The organism is Paenarthrobacter sp. YAF11_1 (genome assembly GCF_052113445.1).
In the GTDB taxonomy this organism is placed as follows: Bacteria; Actinomycetota; Actinomycetes; order Actinomycetales; family Micrococcaceae; genus Arthrobacter.
The window spans coordinates 92,264-110,583 of record NZ_JBFRDF010000008.1 but is presented as its reverse complement, the minus strand read 5'-3'; the positions used below and the strand labels follow the sequence as shown (position 1 = coordinate 110,583).

The 18,320-nt window shown below is 62.5% G+C and carries 14 protein-coding genes; 9 read left to right on the top strand and 5 right to left on the bottom strand.

What is annotated here, in order from left to right:
* Nucleotides 1–71 precede the first annotated feature (71 nt).
* The 5 genes from AB4Y77_RS13890 (at nt 72) to AB4Y77_RS13870 (ending at nt 10,679) form a co-directional block, all read left to right on the top strand.
* A complete protein-coding gene (locus AB4Y77_RS13890) occupies nt 72–2,126 on the top strand; it encodes a helix-turn-helix transcriptional regulator (protein WP_442014357.1) in 2,055 nt (684 codons plus the stop codon).
* Nucleotides 2,126–3,754: a type I restriction-modification system subunit M gene (locus AB4Y77_RS13885; protein ID WP_442014356.1), complete on the top strand. Its 1,629-nt coding sequence runs from the start codon at nt 2,126–2,128 to the stop codon at nt 3,752–3,754. Before AB4Y77_RS13890 ends, AB4Y77_RS13885 begins: the two co-directional genes overlap by 1 nt.
* Entirely contained in the window at nt 3,751–4,980 is a 1,230-nt protein-coding gene (locus tag AB4Y77_RS13880; protein ID WP_442014355.1) for a restriction endonuclease subunit S, read from the top strand. Before AB4Y77_RS13885 ends, AB4Y77_RS13880 begins: the two co-directional genes overlap by 4 nt.
* Nucleotides 4,981–5,125: 145 nt before the next feature.
* The gene (locus AB4Y77_RS13875; protein ID WP_442014427.1) at nt 5,126–8,272 is read left to right on the top strand and encodes a type I restriction endonuclease subunit R; all 3,147 of its coding nucleotides are present in this window, start codon (nt 5,126–5,128) and stop codon (nt 8,270–8,272) included.
* Nucleotides 8,273–9,053: 781 nt separating this feature from the next.
* The gene (locus AB4Y77_RS13870) at nt 9,054–10,679 is read left to right on the top strand and encodes an MFS transporter (protein ID WP_442014354.1); all 1,626 of its coding nucleotides are present in this window, start codon (nt 9,054–9,056) and stop codon (nt 10,677–10,679) included.
* A 129-nt stretch (nt 10,680–10,808) separates the two neighbouring features.
* Here the strand turns inward: AB4Y77_RS13870 and AB4Y77_RS13865 are convergent, their stop codons facing one another.
* On the bottom strand, nt 10,809–12,224 hold the full coding sequence (locus AB4Y77_RS13865; protein ID WP_442014353.1) for an aminotransferase-like domain-containing protein: 1,416 nt from the start codon (nt 12,222–12,224) through the stop codon (nt 10,809–10,811).
* On the opposite strand from AB4Y77_RS13865, the gene AB4Y77_RS13860 reads away from it, so the two are divergent.
* Genes AB4Y77_RS13860 through AB4Y77_RS13850 form a run of 3 tightly spaced genes read left to right on the top strand, consistent with a single transcriptional unit; the run spans nt 12,223 to nt 14,202 of the window.
* Entirely contained in the window at nt 12,223–13,143 is a 921-nt protein-coding gene (locus tag AB4Y77_RS13860; RefSeq protein WP_442014352.1) for a DMT family transporter, read from the top strand. The two genes, AB4Y77_RS13865 and AB4Y77_RS13860, sit on opposite strands and share 2 nt — an antisense overlap.
* A 6-nt stretch (nt 13,144–13,149) precedes the next feature.
* Nucleotides 13,150–13,773 (top strand): FMN-binding negative transcriptional regulator, encoded by a 624-nt coding sequence (locus tag AB4Y77_RS13855; RefSeq protein WP_442014351.1) that lies wholly within the window; start codon nt 13,150–13,152, stop codon nt 13,771–13,773.
* Nucleotides 13,774–13,782: 9 nt separating this feature from the next.
* A complete protein-coding gene (locus AB4Y77_RS13850) occupies nt 13,783–14,202 on the top strand; it encodes a VOC family protein (protein WP_311211651.1) in 420 nt (139 codons plus the stop codon).
* 14 nt (nt 14,203–14,216) lie between these two features.
* Here AB4Y77_RS13850 and AB4Y77_RS13845 read toward each other — a convergent pair whose 3' ends face one another.
* A complete protein-coding gene (locus AB4Y77_RS13845; protein ID WP_311211652.1) occupies nt 14,217–14,732 on the bottom strand; it encodes a GNAT family N-acetyltransferase in 516 nt (171 codons plus the stop codon).
* Entirely contained in the window at nt 14,729–15,205 is a 477-nt protein-coding gene (locus AB4Y77_RS13840) for an SRPBCC family protein (RefSeq protein WP_311211653.1), read from the bottom strand. Before AB4Y77_RS13840 ends, AB4Y77_RS13845 begins: the two co-directional genes overlap by 4 nt.
* A gap of 133 nt (nt 15,206–15,338) precedes the next feature.
* Here AB4Y77_RS13840 and AB4Y77_RS13835 point away from each other — a divergent pair, with 133 nt between their 5' ends.
* Complete coding sequence (locus tag AB4Y77_RS13835; protein WP_311211654.1) at nt 15,339–16,421, top strand: FUSC family protein; 1,083 nt, start codon at nt 15,339–15,341, stop codon at nt 16,419–16,421.
* 7 nt (nt 16,422–16,428) lie between these two features.
* Here the strand turns inward: AB4Y77_RS13835 and AB4Y77_RS13830 are convergent, their stop codons facing one another.
* Together AB4Y77_RS13830 and AB4Y77_RS13825 are read right to left on the bottom strand one after the other, a co-directional pair.
* Nucleotides 16,429–17,208: an SDR family NAD(P)-dependent oxidoreductase gene (locus AB4Y77_RS13830; RefSeq protein WP_311211655.1), complete on the bottom strand. Its 780-nt coding sequence runs from the start codon at nt 17,206–17,208 to the stop codon at nt 16,429–16,431.
* 40 nt (nt 17,209–17,248) lie between these two features.
* Complete coding sequence (locus tag AB4Y77_RS13825; RefSeq protein ID WP_442014350.1) at nt 17,249–18,220, bottom strand: class C sortase; 972 nt, start codon at nt 18,218–18,220, stop codon at nt 17,249–17,251.
* Nucleotides 18,221–18,320: the final 100 nt, after the last annotated feature.

Sequence of the window (18,320 nt, the reverse complement as noted above, 5' to 3'; positions counted from 1 at the left end):
CCTTATCAAAATTGTTCTGCTTCAGTGGCTCCACGGCGATAAGCTGAGGTCAACGACGAAAGGAGGCGGACATGAACCAAACAGAAGCACTGCGCATGACCCTCTCCGACGTTGCCGCCCTCGCACAGGTCCAGCGCCCCGTTGTGTCCATGTGGCGGAAGCGCAGTGCCGGATCCGCCCACCCATTTCCGAAGCCTGTAGCGCTCAACGGCAGGTTGGAACTCTTCGACTCCGGCCACATCGCCGCTTGGCTGACCGATACAGGACGAGGCAACAACCGAGAAGCAGCCAACGACGTCGCTGCCTTCACCCGCATGCCCGGTATGACTGCCGATGGAACCCGGGGAAACACCTTCGAAACTCTCACGGCACTCCTGACACTCAAGGCAATTACGGGCAACGCGTTGACACAGCTGACTAGAGAAGAATTGCTGGACGCTGCAGACGAGTGCGATCCAGATGACACATTCCTGTACTCCGAGATGGAAGCCGCGGGAACGTCGCTTGTAGCTAGCGCGGCGTTCACCGACCGACTGGTGGACAGTGCCTACAACGTGGCAGGGGCCTTCGAGCATTTGCTTGCCGCGAGGTTCCGCGATGGGCTGAAGGAGTACTCCGCCACAGCCCTCACCGACTCTGCCGTGGGGTTGGTGGCAGCTGCCGTCGTTGAACTGGCCGCGACTCTTGGCGGAAACTCCGTCTTTGCTGATTCCACACGAGGCGGTAGCGATCTCCTGCTGGGCGTCGCCCATGCCACCGGGGAAGCAGCGCCGGTCACGTTCATGACAGCGGACGACGACGGCGCTTCAGGTCGTCTGGTGCGTCGCCGACTGCGGGTGCACGGCGTGGACTGCGGGCAGATCCATCTCGATCCGAGCGGGGAGTTCGCCGTCCAAGGACCTGTAGTTCACGTGGCTCAGTACCCGTCCCCAGGCGAATCCGGCATGGACGGAGCGCAGATCCTTGCGGCAGTGGAACAGCTTCTCCTGCAGATGGATGATCAGCAGCGGGCTGTCATCATCGGCCCGGCGCGGGTTCTCTGCGATCCGCTGACGGACGGCAGCTCCAGAGGGCTCCGTGCGGAGTTGCTCCGAATCGGCCGGGTCCGCGCCATCGTGCGGCTACCCCAAGGCCTGCTGCGCGCCAAACCCCGCGAAGCTCAGGCGCTATGGGTGATGGGACCGTCTTTCTCTGATGTCCCCATTGCCGAACGCTGGACCATGGTGGCGGACCTCAGCACCCAAGACCTCACAGAAGACGTGAAGCAGGACCTGGTCAGTGACATTGTTGCCTCCATGGGAAACGGCGCAACGGTGCGCGCTCATTCCTTCCGGTTCGCCCGGCTAGTGCAGACCCGGCACCTGCTGGTCAGCAGGAAGTCCCTGGTGCCAGCGCCACCCCATCGTTCGGCTGACATGCCAAATGGTGCCGAGGCAGCACTCCGGGTGGAGGAACTGGCGCGTCTGCTGCAGTCCAGCGACTCGCCTGCCTTACACATCTTGCCCACCGGTACGACCATGAACACCCAGACAGCTACAGTCCAAGAACTCATCTCCGCCGGCACTCTCATGCACATAAAGGGGAACCGGGTGGTCGAGGCGGACCTGAACCCGCAGAAGGGAACCCAGGCCTTGGGCCCGGCGGAGCTGATTGACCCGCACAACGCACCGCACCGGTACATCGGCCTCCTGGATCTGGCAGCCAACTATCCTTCCAGCCGGCTCACTCAGCCGGGGGACGTCGTCTTCTGCACTAGCCCTCGGCCCGCTGCCACGGTGGACACTCACGGTGGTTCCGTTGTCATATTCCCGGCGAAGATACTAAGGGTCGACGCCGCTGACCCGGACGGGCTGTCGCCGTTTGTCGTGGCCTTCGACATCAACAGCATTTCCTCAACGGACAAGGCCTGGCGCCGGTGGCGCCTGCGTCGCGTACCTGAGGCCCAGCGGAGGAAACTGGGCGATGCTCATGCCCGGCTGCAGCACGAGCAGCAACAAGCCCGAGAACGGCTCGGACAACTCCACGAAGTCGCTACGCTGATTACGGACGGCGTGGCGAGCGGAAGTCTCACCCTGATAGATCCCAGCAGTAATCTCGCCGAACCACAGACAAAAGGAACCCAGTAATGCCCCCGAAATTGAAGGTGGACCTCGCCCCGTCCACCATGAAGGAACTCAAGGACACCCTCTGGAAAGCAGCAGACAAGCTGCGCGGCTCTATGGATGCCTCACAGTACAAGGACGTGATCTTGGGCCTGGTGTTCCTGAAGTACGTCTCCGACGCTTTCGACGAACGACGTGAGCAGATCCAAGCCGAACTGGAGGCGGACGGTCTCAACGAGGACCAGATTGCCCAGCTGATCGACGACGTCGACGAGTACACAGGCCGAGGTGTCTTCTGGGTGGCGCCGCGGGCGCGGTGGACCTATCTGGCGGAAAACGCCAAAGGCTTGCCTGCTGCCATGGGCGAGCACCCGAAGTTAGTGGGCCAGCTCATCGATGAAGCCATGGACATGATCATGATGGACAACAAGTCCCTGGCCGCCACGCTCCCCCGTATCTATAACAGGGACAACGTGGACCAGCGCCGACTGGGCGAATTGCTGGACCTCTTCAATTCCGCACGGTTTACGGGCAAGGGTGCCAGCAAGGCGCGAGACCTGTTAGGCGAGGTCTACGAGTACTTCCTCGAAAAATTCGCCAAGGCCGAGGGCAAGCGAGGCGGCGAATTCTACACGCCCGCGGGTGTGGTCCGCGTTCTGGTCGAGGTCCTAGAACCCCACCGGGGCCGCGTCTATGACCCATGCTGTGGATCCGGCGGCATGTTCGTACAAGCCGAGAAGTTCCTTGAGGCCCACAATATGGAGGGCTCCGACATCTCCGTCTACGGCCAGGAGCTCAACGAGCGCACTTGGCGAATGGCCAAGATGAACCTCGCCATCCATGGGCTCAATGCCAACCTCGCCTCCCGTTGGGGCGATACTTTCGCTCGCGACCAGCACCCCGAGCTGACCGGCAACAATGGCGCGAACTTCATCATGGCCAACCCGCCCTTCAACATCAAGGACTGGGCCCGCTCCGAGTCCGACCCTCGCTGGAAGTACGGGGTCCCTCCGGCCGGAAACGCCAACTATGCCTGGATCCAGCACATCATTTCCAAGCTGGCACCCGGCGGCAGCGCCGGCGTGGTCATGGCCAACGGCTCCATGTCCTCCAACTCAGGAGGTGAGGGCGAGATCCGCGCCCAGTTGGTGGAGGCCGATCTCGTCTCCTGCATGGTGGCACTTCCCACCCAGCTCTTCCGCAGCACCGGCATCCCCGTCTGCACGTGGTTCATTGCAAAGGACAAGACCGTCGGCCCTCGCGGCTCCGTGGACAGAACCGGGCAAGTACTGTTCATCGATGCACGGAACCTCGGCTACATGGTGGACCGCGCCGAGCGTGCGCTCTCCGATGAGGACATCGCGAAGATCGCCAACACCTTCCACGCTTGGCGCGGCACGACGTCGGCGGTTGAGGCCGGACTGACATACGACGACGAAGCAGGCTTCTGCTATTCGGCCAGCCTCGCGGAGGTCAAAGCAGCCGACTATGCACTCACGCCGGGAAGGTACGTTGGGGCCGCGGACGTAGCGGACGACGGCGAGCCGATCGAGGAGAAGATCGCGCGGCTTTCGAAGGAGCTGTTTGAACAGTTCAAAGAGTCCGAGCGGCTTGCGGCGGTTGTGCGCGAGCAGCTGAGGAGGGTCTCGTGAGTTCCCTGACTATCGGAGAACTCGTCTCTGCAGATGTCCTTCAAATCGGCGACGGCTATCGCACCAAACGAAGTGAGCACGCTCAGCAGGGCTTCCGAATCATTCGGGTAGCCGACGTAATGGAAGGAGTTGTCCACCTTACCGGACCAGATTTCGTATCAGAGAATTACACCAAAGCCATCGGAACGAAAGCAGGAAAACCAGGTGACATCCTCCTGACTACAAAGGGCACAGTCGGCCGCGTTGCAGTCTTGCCCGACACGAACGAGCGGGTCGTCTACAGCCCGCAGCTCTGTTTTTTTCGGGTGCTTGATCCAGAAGTCATGGACCCAGCGTACTTGCGATACTGGTTCGGCAGCGCAGAGTTCTGGCAACAGGCTGCGGACCGTATGAACAACACTGATATGGCTGCCTACATCAACCTCGCCGACATTCGCTCGCTTAAGTTGACCGTGCCGGACATCGTCGAGCAGCAGGCAATCGTGGAGGTGCTTGGCGCCCTCGACGACAAGATCGCCGCCAACACCAAAGCCATAGCAACTGCTGGCGAAGTCTTAGAGGCTTCTTTCGCGTCGATATGCGGCCAGCCCGACGAGACTATACCGTTCAGCGAATTGGTCACGGTAACTAAGGGGGTCTCATACCGGAGCGCAGATCTCCGCGAGTCGTCCTGCGCACTGATCACTTTGAAATCCTTCGATAGGAAGGGCGGATACTCGCTAAGGGGTCTGAAGGAATATGCCGGGCCGTTCAAGGCTTCTCAGCAGATTGCCCCGGGAGAACTAGTAGTCGCGCAAACAGACCTGACCCAAGCGGCAGAAGTAATCGGGCGGGTAGTTCGCGTACCCGGAGCGTCAGGCTACAAGAAGCTAGTCGCGAGCTTGGACTTGGCAATCGTTCGTCCTAGGCAAGGATCGCCAGTGGAATTCTTACTCGGCTTGATGTTACAAGGACGCTTCCGAGCACACTGCCGGATCCGAACAAGCGGTACAACGGTCCTACATCTAGCATCTGATGCAATCCCATCGTTCCAAGCACCCTTGGTTTCGAGGAAGACACAGGAGAAGTATGCTTCGGTGGCTCGTCCGTTGCTTCAGCTTCGCGACTCACTCGAGTACGAGGTGGATTCGTTGGCATCAACCCGAGACGCCCTTCTCCCCCAGCTTATGTCCGGCAAGCTGCGACTTAAGGACGCGGAGAAGGTATTGGAGGATGCGGGAGTGTGAGGTTGGACGAGCCAGTCCAACCAGCGACTCCGACGTCGAAGCAGGATTTGCACAACATTGCAGCAGAACCACCGGTCCAACAGGGGGAACCACCGTGACAGCAGGAACACCAGCAGTAGCCTTTTCCGAAGCCGACTGGGAGGGCATGGCCCTTGAGCTTTTGGCCGAGCCGCTCGGCTGGCGGCCCTTGCCTGGGCAGGACATCGCTCCCGGTACGGGTGAGCGCGAGACCTGGGATGAACTGCTAATCCGGCCGCGGTTGCTCGGCGCCCTCCAGCGGTTCAACCCTACTGTTCCGGCGCAATACCTGCAGCAGGCAGTCGCCGAGATCGCTTCTCCGGAATCGAACGACACAATGGCCGAAAACCACCGTATCCACAACTACCTCGTGAACGGCTACCGGCTCAGTTACATCGATTCCGACGGCAACGAGGCAAACCCCACCATCCACCTGCTGAGCCAGGACCCCGACCAGAACGACTGGCTCGCCGTTAACCAGGTCACTTTGGTGCAGGGCGACTATAAGCGGCGCTTCGACGTCGTCCTGTACTGCAACGGTATGCCGGTAAGTGTTATTGAACTCAAGAAGGCAGGCAGCGCCACAGCTGACGTGGCCGCGGCACATGCGCAGCTACAGACGTATCTTCGCGAGTTTCCCATGGCGTTCCGCTTCTGCGTGTTCACGCTCGCATCAGACGGTATCCAAGCAAAGTACGGCACTCCGTTCACTCCCCTTAACCACTTCTCGCCATGGAATGTAGATGATGATGGTCGGCCGGTCGCACCAGGTTACATGGAGGCCGGCGTCGCCGTCACGGCTCTGGAGACCGCCCTTTACGGTTTGTATAACCAGGAGCGTTTTCTGCAATTAGTCCGTAGTTTCACGGCCTTCGACGGTGGCCCGGAAGGGCTACTGAAGCGCATCGCGAAGCCTCACCAGTACTTCGCCGTCACCAAAGCCGTCGGCAGCACCGTTCAAGCAGTGGAAAGCGACGGCAAAGCCGGCGTCGTCTGGCACACACAGGGCTCTGGTAAGTCAATGGAAATGGAGCTCTACGCCAACCTCGTGGCACGGCATCCAAAGTTGAAAAACCCGACGGTCGTGGTGATCACGGACCGAAACGAGCTCGACGGCCAGTTGTTCGAGGGCTTTCATAGGAGCCTGCTGCTGGCCGAGACGCCAAAACAGATCCGGAAGCGCTCCGAGCTCCGGGAGGAACTGAGCAACCGGACGACCGGCGGCATCTACTTCACCACCCTGCAGAAGTTCGGCCGCAGCAAAGCGGAAAAGGATTCCGGTGCCGAGCACCCGCTGCTGTCCAACCGGCGCAACATCATTGTGGTGGTGGACGAGGCGCACCGCTCTCACTACGACGACTTGGATGGATACGCCCGGCACCTGCGGGACGCACTCCCGCACGCCACGTTGATCGCCTTCACCGGAACGCCCATCTCCTTTGCTGACCGGAACACGCAGGAAGTCTTCGGCGATTACATCGACGTCTACGATCTGTCTCGTGCGGTGGAGGACGGCGCCACGGTACCGGTGTACTTTGAGCCGCGGCTCATTAAGGTGGGACTCGCGTCCGATGTGACTGAAGAGGTCCTCGACCGGGCAGCCGACGAAGCCACTCTCGGCCTCGACGATACTGAACGGGCGCGACTCGAGGCGAGCGTCGCCGTCGTAAATGCCGTGTACGGCGCGCCGCAGCGTATCGCTGCGTTGGCCGAGGACCTGGTGACACATTGGGAGAACCGGCGTGCACAGATGGGCAAATTTATTGAGGCTCCCGGCAAAGCAATGATCGTGGGCGGGACCCGGGAAATCTGCGCCAAGCTGTATTCGGCCATCGTGGCGCTGAGGCCTGACTGGCATTCGGATGACCTTGCCGAGGGAAAAATCAAAGTGGTTTACTCCGGTGACGCCAGCGATGTTCCCCCGGTGTCCGATCACGTGCGCCGAGAGTCGGCGAATGCGACGGTAAAGGAGCGACTCAAGGACGTTGACGACGAACTGGAGCTCGTCATCGTCAAAGACATGATGCTCACCGGCTACGACTCACCACCGCTGCACACGCTGTACCTGGACCGGCCGCTGAAGGGTGCGCTGTTGATGCAGACCCTGGCCCGCGTTAACCGCACCTTCCGCGGCAAACAGGACGGTCTGCTTGTGGCCTACGCGCCGCTGGCGGAGAGTCTAACCAAGGCGTTGGGTGAATACACTAAGGACGATCAGACGAACAAGCCCGTCGGCAAGAGCGTCGACGAAGTGGTTGGGCATACGGTGTCGCTGGTTGAAAACCTCCGTGGGATGCTCTCCGGATACGACTGGAAATCCGTGTTGATGAAGGGCGGCCTGCGGGCCTTTGTCAGCGCTGCCACGGGCGCGGCCAACTACCTGCGGAGCCCGGAAACACCGGGGAACAAGCCGGCTGAAGGCGAAGAAACTCTGGCCTCAAAGTACCGCCGGTACTCCGGCCAGCTGTCACGGGCGTGGGCGCTGTGTTCCGGCTCGGATAACTTGGCTGAACTTCTGCCCGAAATCCAGGTCTACGAGGAGACGCGGGTCTACATGGCCAAGTTCGACGCCGCAGACCGACAGGCCAGCGGGGAGCCGGTGCCGGAGGAGATCCAGCGGCTGCTTGGTAACCTCGTGGCGTCGGCAACCTCTTCCGGAGAGGTACTGGACATCTACGAGGCAGCTGGCATGCCGAAGCCCTCGCTGGACGACCTGACGCCGGAATTCATGGCCAAGACCCAGAACGCCCGCAACCCGCAACTGGCAATAGAGGCACTGCGGAAGCTCATCGCTGACGAGTCTGCTGTTGCGACCCGAAACAACGTGATTCGCCAGCGGGCCTTCTCAGAACGCATTACCGAGCTGATGCGAAAGTACACCAACCAGCAGCTGACGTCGGCGGAGATCATAGCGGAGTTGGTCGAGCTGGCACGCGAAGTCGCGGCCGAGGGCAACCGAGGCGCCCATTTCACTCCCCCTCTGAATTCGGACGAACTGGCCTTCTACGACGCTGTGGCCTCCAACGAGTCTGCTGTGGAGATACAGGGCGAAGGCGTACTCGCCGATATCGCCCGCGAGCTGCTGTCGGTGATGCGCCGGGACGTTCGGACCGATTGGACGGTGCGCGATGACGTCAGGGCAAAACTTCGTTCCTCGATCAAGAGGCTTCTGGTCCGTTTCGGGTACCCGCCGGATAAGCAGCCTGAAGCGATCAAACTGGTGATGGAGCAGATGGAGTCTATGGCTCCTCGGTTTGCGGAGGCACGGCTTTAGCTGGAAGCTACGCCGGCGTGGTCGTTGAGGTGCCTTCTGGCCGATACGCTGGAATCATCAGGCAAGAGCCTGCTGTGCCGTTAACGAACAAAAGACCCGAGTGCAATCGGGTCTTTGTTCAGCGCGGTGCGCTCATTGGTGCGGTCAGAGGGTCATATCCTCAAATCCGAACACTTTGAGTCTATGGCCCTGCGCACGTAGGGCGCAACGTTGTTGTGCCCACAGACACGTGCAGGCCGTGCCCTGTTCCTCCGGGAGGAGGTGCCGGCATGGAATCCAAACGGAAACGTGAAGAACCATGGGGCGCCTGGAACCTGGTGGTCAACATCATCCGACTAGTCGTTGATGTCGTCCGCCTGTTCTGGCACAACATCCCCTAACCGGGAGCGGTGGCCACCGGCGCAATGCTGGTGACCACCGTCAATGTGCCATCGACTGGTTCTACTCGCGCAACTGCCCGGCCCGTATTTTTGGGCACGATGATCAAAGCGACGACTCCCAAACAGTCAGCTTTCTAGGCCCGAATCGACTCCGTTAAGTCGGCTCAGCTAAACAATTTGGTAACAACGTGCTCCGGAGGGCAAAAACAGGCCCGGATCCGCATGATTGCGGGGCAAGAGCGGGCAATGAGATGCAACACACCTAGGCAATTTGCACCCCCAAATGGCCCAATAATCCGATCTCAACTCGGGTTTTCGGCCCAAAACGCGTAAAATTGAAACCCTGCCCAGAGCGGGGCAGCAGAAGTCGCAAGCAAATGACCTCCCTAGGAGAAGCCCAAATGCCCACAGACCAAAGCAACACCGTCTCTCCGGATGGCGCAAGGAACGCCACCGGGAACCAGGTATTGGCAGGCCCAACCCCGGCCGCCGCGAACGCAGTAAAGAACGCATCAAAGAAAACGAAGCTTCGCCCGAAGCGCCGGCTCAAAGAGTCCGACGTCAATGTGGTGAACAAGCCGATGCTGCGCAAAGCACTCGGCGGCACGATCGTCGGCAACACCATGGAATGGTACGACGTCGGCGTCTTCGGCTACCTCATCACCACCATGGGCCCTGTCTTCCTGCCAGAAGCAGACCCGTCGGTCCAAACACTCTTCCTTCTGGGCACCTTCGCCGCAACCTTCATCGCACGCCCCCTCGGTGGCATCGTGTTCGGTTGGCTCGGCGACAAGGTGGGCCGCCAGAAGGTACTCGCAGCGACACTGTTGCTGATGGCGGCAAGTACGTTCGCCGTCGGCCTCCTTCCCGGCTACGCACAGATCGGCATCTGGGCCGCCGCGTTGCTGGTGATCCTGAAGCTCGTCCAGGGCTTCTCCACCGGTGGCGAATACGCCGGTGCCACAACCTTCGTCAGCGAGTACGCGCCGGATAAGCGCCGCGGTTACTTCGCCAGCTTCCTCGACATGGGCAGCTACATCGGCTTCGCCCTCGGCGCCGCCCTGGTTTCCGTCCTGCAGCTCACGCTGGGACAGGCCGCCATGGAGGAGTGGGGCTGGAGGATTCCGTTCCTGATCGCTGGTCCGCTGGGCCTCATCGCGGTGTACTTCCGTAGCAAGATCGAGGAATCCCCGCAGTTCCAGGCAACCCTGGACGCCCAGGAAGCCTCCGCCAAGGATGCAGCTTCCCAGGACGCTGCCGTCGCCAAGGGACCCATTGGGATCGTCAAGGCCTACTGGCGCCAGATCGTGCTGGCCATGATCCTGGCCGCTGCCGCCAACACTGTTGGCTACGCACTGACCTCCTACATGCCCACGTACCTCACGGACTCCAAGGGCTACGACCCCGTCCACGGCACCCTGCTGACCATCCCGGTCCTGGTGATCATGGCCGTGTGCATCCCGCTGACCGGTAAGTTGTCCGACCGCATCGGACGCCGTCCGGTGCTGTGGGTCGGCGCAGGCAGCACCATCGTCTTCTCCATCCCCGCCTTCATGCTGATCGGCGTTGGCGAAATCTGGTCCACGCTGGCCGGCCTTGCATTGATTGCTTTCCCGGTGACGTTCTACATCGCCAACCTGGCCTCGGCCCTGCCGGCGCTGTTCCCGACGTCCAGCCGTTATGGCGGAATGGGCATCGCTTACAACTTCTCGGTGGCCATCTTCGGCGGAACCACCCCGTTCATTGTCCAGGGCCTGATCGAAGGCACCGGCAATGACATGATGCCGGCGTACTACCTGATGGCCACGTCAATCGTGGGCGCCATCGCCATCTACTTCCTGCGTGAATCCGCCCAGCGTCCCCTGCCGGGCTCCATGCCCAGCGTGGACACCCAGGCTGAAGCACGCGAGCTCGTAGCAACGCAGGACACCAACCCGCTCATCAACCTGGACGAGATGCCGTTCGACGGCCAGCCCATTGATGACGCAGTGTTTGGCAAAGGCAGCAAGGACCTGACCCCCGCTTAGGAACTCTTTGCCTGCAACTTCTGCGCAGCGATTCAGATAGTTCGCGGCAGCTTGCCGCCCACCGTAGCCACCAGCCCCAAGGCGCTCTCCTTGAGGTTGGTGGCTACGGCTGTTAAAAGCCGTACCGCCTCAGGCCTGCAGCAAGCCTTTGACCGCCTCACCGATGATCCGGGCACCTTCAGGGAAACCGCCAGGGTTGGGGCCAGCGTAGTTGAGCCGAATGTACGGTCCCTCCGGTTCTGCGGGGAACCACTCCGTGCCGGCGGCAATGAGCACCCCGGCTGCCTCACAATCCTTGGTGAGACGTTCGACGTCGAACCCGTCCGGCATCCGCAGCCACAAATTCAACCCGCCCTTGGGCAGGTGGCTGAGGTGCGCCTGCGGAACGTGCTCGCGGAGGCTGGTGACCAGGAGGTCCCGGCGTGACTGCAGCTGATGGCTGAGTCCGCGAAGGTGCGTCTGCCACCCGGGCTGGGTGACGACGTCGAGCGCTGCTGCCTGAAGCACTCCACTGACGTACATGGATTCCGCGGCCTGCGCCCCCATAATGCGTTCGCGCGCTGGTCCACGGGCGATAATCGCCGCGACGCGGATGGACGGCGAAACGCTCTTGGTCAGGGATCGGATGTACACCACATGGCCGGAATCGTCCTTGGCGGCGAGCGGAACGGACGGAGCGGTGATGCCGAAGTCGTGCGCCCAATCGTCCTCCACCAGGAACGCTCCGTGTCGTTGGACGATCCGCAGGACTTCCTCGCCCCGTGCCGCCGACCACTGGGCCCCCGTGGGATTCGCGAAGTTGGGTTGCGCGTAGAACAAGCGCGCGCCGGATTCCTCGAACGCCCGGTCCAGTTCTTCCGGATCGGGGCCCTCCGGTCCGCTGGGGACAGGGATGACATTGACGCCCGCCTGCCCGGCAGCCAGCAACGCGCCCCAATAGCTGGGCGACTCCACCAAGAGCGGCTGCCCGTGTCCCACCAGTCCCCGGAAAATGGAGCTAAGTCCGCTTTGGCTGCCGGGAAGAATCACGACGTCGCTCGGCTGGGGCGGAGTGACGCCCACTGGGGTTGAGGTACTGAGTTCCTGCGCAAACCAGGTCTGGAGTTCGGGGAAGCCCTGCGCCGGCGGCCGGGACAGGGCAGCGTCTCCCCTTGCGGCACGTGTCAGCGCGGCTCGAACAAGCCGTTCAGGCAACAGCTCGCGGGAAGGATAGCCGGAGTGGAACGCAATGACGTCGTTGGTAGCGCTCCGCATTGCGGCAGAGTTCAGGGGCCGCGCAGCCTGGGCTGACCGCAACGCAGCCGTTTGCCAGCCATAGTCGGAAGGCCGTGCGGTGCGGTAGGCCCGAACAAAGGTTCCGACGCCGGGACGGCTTTCAATCAGCCCCTGCGCCGTGAGTGTCCGCAGCGCTTTCTGCACGGTCACCGGGCTGGCTTGGTACTCGGCCACGAGTTGGCGCGTTGATGGCAGTTTCGCCCCCGGGGCTGCGCCTGCGATCCATTCTTTTACTCGCGAGACAATCCGGGAACTGCTATCGTTATTCATGAGTCATAATAGTAGCGCTACTACACTTTTGCGGCCAGTGGTATCCACTCGGACCTCGACCGGTATCTGGTGGGGCCTCCTCGGCGTCGTTGCTTTCTCTTTCACCGTTCCACTCACCCGGGTAGCTGTGGAGGGCATGTCGCCCCTGTTCATCGGAGCGGGCCGGGCCGTCGTTGCCGCCCTTCTTGCCGCCCTCGCGCTGGCCCTCACCCGGCAACGGTTTCCGCGCGGCACACAGTGGATACGTTTGGCCGTGGTGGCCGGCGGAATCGTGGCGGGGTTCCCGCTGCTGACCACCTTCGCCCTGACCAGCACCTCCGCGAGCCACGGGGCAATCGTCATCGCCTTGCTGCCCGCGGCCACGGCCACCGTGGCGGTAATACGCGGGAGGGAGCGTCCACGGCCGCTCTTCTGGATCCTGACTGCGGTTGGCGTCGTTGCTGCTCTGGTGTTTGCCCTGGTTCAATCCGGCGGATTTGGCTCGTTGCATTGGGCAGACCTCCTGCTGCTCGGAGCCGTGGTCGCGGCAGCCATTGGCTACGCGGAAGGCGGACTGCTGGCCCGGGAACTCGGCTCGTGGCAAACCATCTCGTGGGCACTGGTGGTGGCTGCTCCCGCCATGATCCTGCTGACCCTCCTCTCCCTGGGCTCCGGCATGCCGCAAGCAACACCGGTCCAGTGGTTGTCCTTCGCCTACCTCGGTGTGGTGAGCATGTTCCTCGGCTTCTTCGCCTGGTACCGCGGCCTGGCCATCGGGCCCATGGCGCAGGTCAGCCAGATCCAGCTAGTCCAACCAGTGATGACCATCGCGTGGGCCGGCCTTCTCCTGGGCGAACCGCTGACGTGGACCACCGTAGTGGGTGGCCTCGCAGTGATCCTCTGCGCCGGAGCCGCTGTCCGCGTCAGGCTCAGGAAGTAGGAACCCATGTACACGCCAGCACACTTCGCCCCCACGCCCGACACCGTCGAGTCGCTGCTCCGGCACGCGGGAGCAGCCAACCTCGTGACCATGACAGCGGACGGGTTGCTCGCCACCCTCCTGCCGTTCGTCTACGAACCCTCGATCGGTGGGCACGGCGCCCTGCACGCGCACATGGCCCGGAACAACACCCAGTGGTCTTCAGCTGGAACAGGCGAAGCCCTCATGATCGTGCAAGGCAACGATTCCTACATTTCTCCGTCCTGGTACGCCTCCAAAGCCGAGCACGGACGGGTGGTCCCCACGTGGAACTACTCCACGGCCCACGTCTACGGCGAACTGGTGATCCACGACGACGCCGACTGGCTGGGCCGGCACGTGCGTCACCTGTCCAACCAGCATGAGGCCGGCATGCCCCGCCCCTGGACCGTTGACGAAGCACCCGAACGGTTCATTGCCGGGCAACTGAAGGCGATTGTCGGCGTCGAACTCGTCATCACCCGGGTGGAGGCGAAGACGAAACTCAGCCAGAACCGTACTCCTGCCGATGTTGACGGAGTCATCGCGGGACTCCGTGCCCGTGGCGACTCGTCGAGCGCAGCCGATGTGGAACGCGCACGGACCTCGTAGACTCGGCGCATGCGTGAGGTTGCTTCGGAATCCCCAGGACCCATGGGGTCCATCCATCATCTTGAGATCTGGGTGCCGTTCCTTGAGCGGGCAAGGGAAGAGTGGGGCTGGTTGCTGGGCGAGCTCGGTTACTTGCCCTTCCAGGAGTGGCCCACGGGGTGCAGCTGGAAGCTTGGCGGCACCTACGTGGTGGTGGAGCAGACGGATGCCGCCACCGCAACAACCCACCGCCGCACTGATCCGGGGGTCAACCACGTAGCCTTCCACGCAGGCACCCGCGAGAATGTGGACCGGATCAGGGCGCTCGGCGCGGACGCCGGTTGGTATGAGATGTTCGAGTCGAAATACCCGCACGCCGGCGGTCCCGACCACTACGCGGCGTACCTGCTCAACACGGACAGCTACGAGGTGGAGTTGGTAGCGGACTGACTGTGCGTGGTGGGCTACTTGGGAGGGACAGCTGTACGCCACATCGCTACCCGCGGCCAGCGCGTCAGGCCCAGCTCAGCCTCATGTTCCATCAGGCGGGTCAACTGCGGACCCCAGCTGCCGGCGTCGAGCACCTCGAAGCCAAGGCGGCGGTAGTACGGAGCGTTCCACGGCACATCCCGGAAGGTGCTCAGGGTTTGCCGCTGCATTCCATGGCCGCGGGTCCACACCCGGGCGGCATGCAGGAGCTCACGGCCGAGGCCCTGGTGCGCGTAGTCCGGATGCACGCTGACTTGTTCCACATGCCCGGCCTCGTCAACCACGTCCGCCAAAAGGTACGCCACCGGGTAGTCCAGCCCGTCGACGGAAACCCAGGCCCGGCCCGCGGTGGCGTAACCCTGCAGCTCATTGATGGAGGGTGGCTCGTCGTCCGCCACCGAGTCCATTCCCAGCGCCCCGAAAGCCCGGCCCGCGGCACGCTCGATGTCCTGCAAAATCAGAAGATCGTCCGCGTGCGCGAGCCTGATCATTGCCGGGCGTCCGGGGTTGGGGCGGGTGGCGCTTGGGCCACCAGGAATTCGTTGCGTTTCTCGATCAGGTCCTGCAGGTAGCGGGCCAGGACCAGCTTCTCCACCATGCGGCCCAACGGACCAAACGGTGCGGCGAACTCCACGGTGTCCACCATGAGCGTTCCGCTACCGTCCGGTCGGAACTCGTGTCTGTGGCGGAGATACTTGAAAGGGCCCTTTACCTGTTCGTCGGAGAACGACGCCGGTGCCTCCATCTGCGTGATGCGGCTGGTCATGCGGAACCGAACTCCCAGGTGCCACGCCTGCCACGTGACAGTCTCACCTTCTGAGATCAAACCAGTGGTGACCCCGCCCACCGCCTTCTCCCGGCTCTTGGTCATGGACCCCACGTGGGCATCAATGTCGCGGGATAGATCGAACAACTCCTGCGGCGGCATGGCGGAGCGGGTGCGGCAGACGAAAGCAACGGGCATACCTTGATCTTCCCAGACCTTCCCGGCCGCGTGTGCCCCATCTCGCTACGGCTTGTGACTGGGCTTATGGCGAGGCGCTGGGTCGTCCTGATAATTTTCAAGGGAGTCCCTCGATGATTGGTGGTGTTTTGCCGTGCCCGCCATCATCGACCATGCCCGCGAGCTCCACCGTCTTGGCCCTGCCAGCAACGATCGCCTCTCGGCCGTCCGCGTTGCCCTGAGTGTCGCGGTACCGGGGCTGGTCCTCATCCTTATCGGCCGTCCGGACCTCATGATGTACGCCGTGTTCGGTGCGTTGACGGGGATGTACGGGCGCAATGAAACGCATCAGCTCAGGCTCAAGCACCAATCCCAGGCAGCCCTGTTCCTGGTGGGTGGGCTGACCATTGGCGTGTTCCTTTCCGTCAACCACATCCACTCCTGGTGGCTGGTGCTGGTGGCGACCCTCTTTGCCGGAGCCGGCTCCCTCTACGCTGACGCCGTCCGACTCAAACCCATCGGCCCGTTCTTCGGCATCCTCGCCCTGGGCGCCTGCGCGTCGGTGCCAACCAATGTCCCACTCACGACGGCGGTACTCATCGGAGCCGGGTCCGCCGCCTTCTCCCTCCTGGTTGGCTTCACCGGGTGGTTCCGGCACCGCAGATGGGAGACCGGCGCAGCCCGCGACGTTCCCGTCCTCCGCGGCCCACTCCGGCAGGGAACATTGCTCCAGGCAGCCATGGTTCACGCTGCACGCTATGCCCTCGCTGTCAGCGTGGCCGGGGCCATCGGAGTCCTCAGCGGCAGCGGCCATCCGCACTGGGCCATGGCCGCCGCGGCAGTCCCCCTCGCTGGAGCCGACCTCCCCAGCCGCGTCCACCGCGGTATCCACCGCATAGTGGGGACGTTCCTCGGGTTGGCGGTGGTCGCCGTCGTACTTTTCCCCGGCCCGCTATCACCGCTCCAATACTTCCCGGGCCACACCGCCGTGGTGTTGGCCGTGCTGGTGGTCCTGTGCCAGTTCCCCACCGAGCTGTTTATGGCCCGGCACTACGGGTGGGCCATGGTGTTCTTTACCCCAGTGATCCTGCTGATCGCGCAACTCGCGGCCCCCATGGACCCGGGCTTGCTGGTGATGGAGCGGGCCGTGGAGACGTTCGTGGGCGCGGTGGTGGGCATTGCGGTAGCTGTGCTGGTTCGTGCGCCCTTGTTACGGGCGCCCCGGGAACGGGTTTAGTCCTCTGCTACGGCTCCAGCGGCCTGCGCGGCGGGCCGGACGTCAGCTTCGCCGGCAACATCCGGGCAAAGAAGGTGACCACTTTGTACCGGCGCGTCGGGATGGAAACGCCCTTGCCCTTGGCGTTGTCCTCCAGTCCTTCGCGCACTACCCGCTCAGCGGTAAGCCACAGGAAGCGGGGCGCTACGGACTTGTCCATCCCCATGCGGTCATGGAATTCGGTATGGGTGAAGCCCGGGCACACAGCAGTTATCTGCACGCCGGACTTCGCATACGCAATATTGGCCCATCGGCTGAAGGTCACCTGCCACGCTTTGGCCGCCGAGTACGTTCCACGGTTGGCGAAGGCGGCAACGCTCGCCACGTTGATGATCCTGCCTTGGCCCCGGGCCAGCATGACCTCCAGCGCCGCGTGGCACAGCTCCATGGGTGTCTGCACGTGTAGCCGGAGGTGCCGACGTTCCTCGTTCAGGTCGTTGCGTTCGAACGACTTCAAGAGTCCGATGCCTGCGTTGTTGACCAGCACGTCCACGGGCCGGGCAGCGTCCCGCAGACGGTCCGCCACGGCCGAAATCCCGACGTCGGTGGTCAGGTCAGCGGGAATGATCTCCGCCGAAATACTGAAGTCTCGTTCGAACTCCGCTGCCTTTTCCTTCAGTCGTTCTTCGTCGCGGGCAACCAAAACCACGTGATGGCCGGCTTCAGCAAGCTGGCGCGCAAATTCAGCACCGAGCCCGGCGGTGGCCCCGGTGATCAGGGCAGTGAGTTCATTGGCTCGTGTCGTCATGCGCCAAGACTAGTAGGGCTGGAGCGCAGAATGCACTGGTTCAGGATTCAGAACGATCCAGGAGTTCTTCCAAACGGGCGGGTTCAGGCGAGGCTTCAGGCATTGTGGCCTCCGCCACCGGATCCTTGCGTTCGCGGGGGCGGGTCACCCACACAGCAGCCACCGTGATGCCCACCATGGCAAGTGCCCACCAAGGAAACCCGGGATCAATCGCAGTACTGGGGAGGACCTGCTGGCCGTCACCGGAGGATGGCGGATCGGTCCGTTCGCCGCGCACCAGCAGCCTATGGCTGTTGACGCCCTTGGGCGTGCACGTAATGAGGGTGACGTAGTCTTTGCCCTCGACCTTGCGGAGGGCATCGGTTTCGTCGGGGAGGACCGTCAGGATCTGGTCCACCTTGTAATACAGGGTCTCGTCCAGGGTTGAAATGCTGAAGACATCGCCTTCGACCATTTGGTCAACATGGTCAAAGAGAGTGGCGTTGACAAAGCCGGAGTGTCCGGTCAGAACACTGTGGGTGCTTTCGCCACCCACCGGAAGTCCCGATCCAAACAGGTGCCCCACCCCCTTGGACAGTGCTTCCTCGTCCGTGCCGTGAAAAATCGGCAGGTCAGCGTGAATGGAAGGAATGCTGATCCGGCCCATCATTCCGCCTGGTCCCACTGCGAGCATCTTCTTGTAGGCCTCAGACCCGGCGCCGATGACGGTCTGTTCCCCTTTTCCGTTGAGGGAGTATGGATCGCGGAGGGGCCCGGCAGGGAGGCTTTGGTTAAAACTCCGGGCTTCGTCCAGCAGCGCCTGTTGCTCGGACGGGTTGAGGTTCTGCACTGAGTCCACATAGCCGCTGATTTCCGTGGCGTGGACCCTGTCCGAGAACCATGCAGCAGCAGTCGGATACAGAAGCACCCCCACACCGATGACGGCGGCCAGCACTATGAACAAGCGCTGTTTGCCCCAGTGTCGGGAAAGGTTGCCTCGCAGGCGGCGGGTATGGGCTGGGGGCTGTGACATCTGAATCCTGGGCAGATAAAACGGGTACATGCAGGAACCAAAGTGGGGGAACACGCAGGTTATGCGCCCTCCCCCACTCTGTTTTCACCAAAAGCGCGGC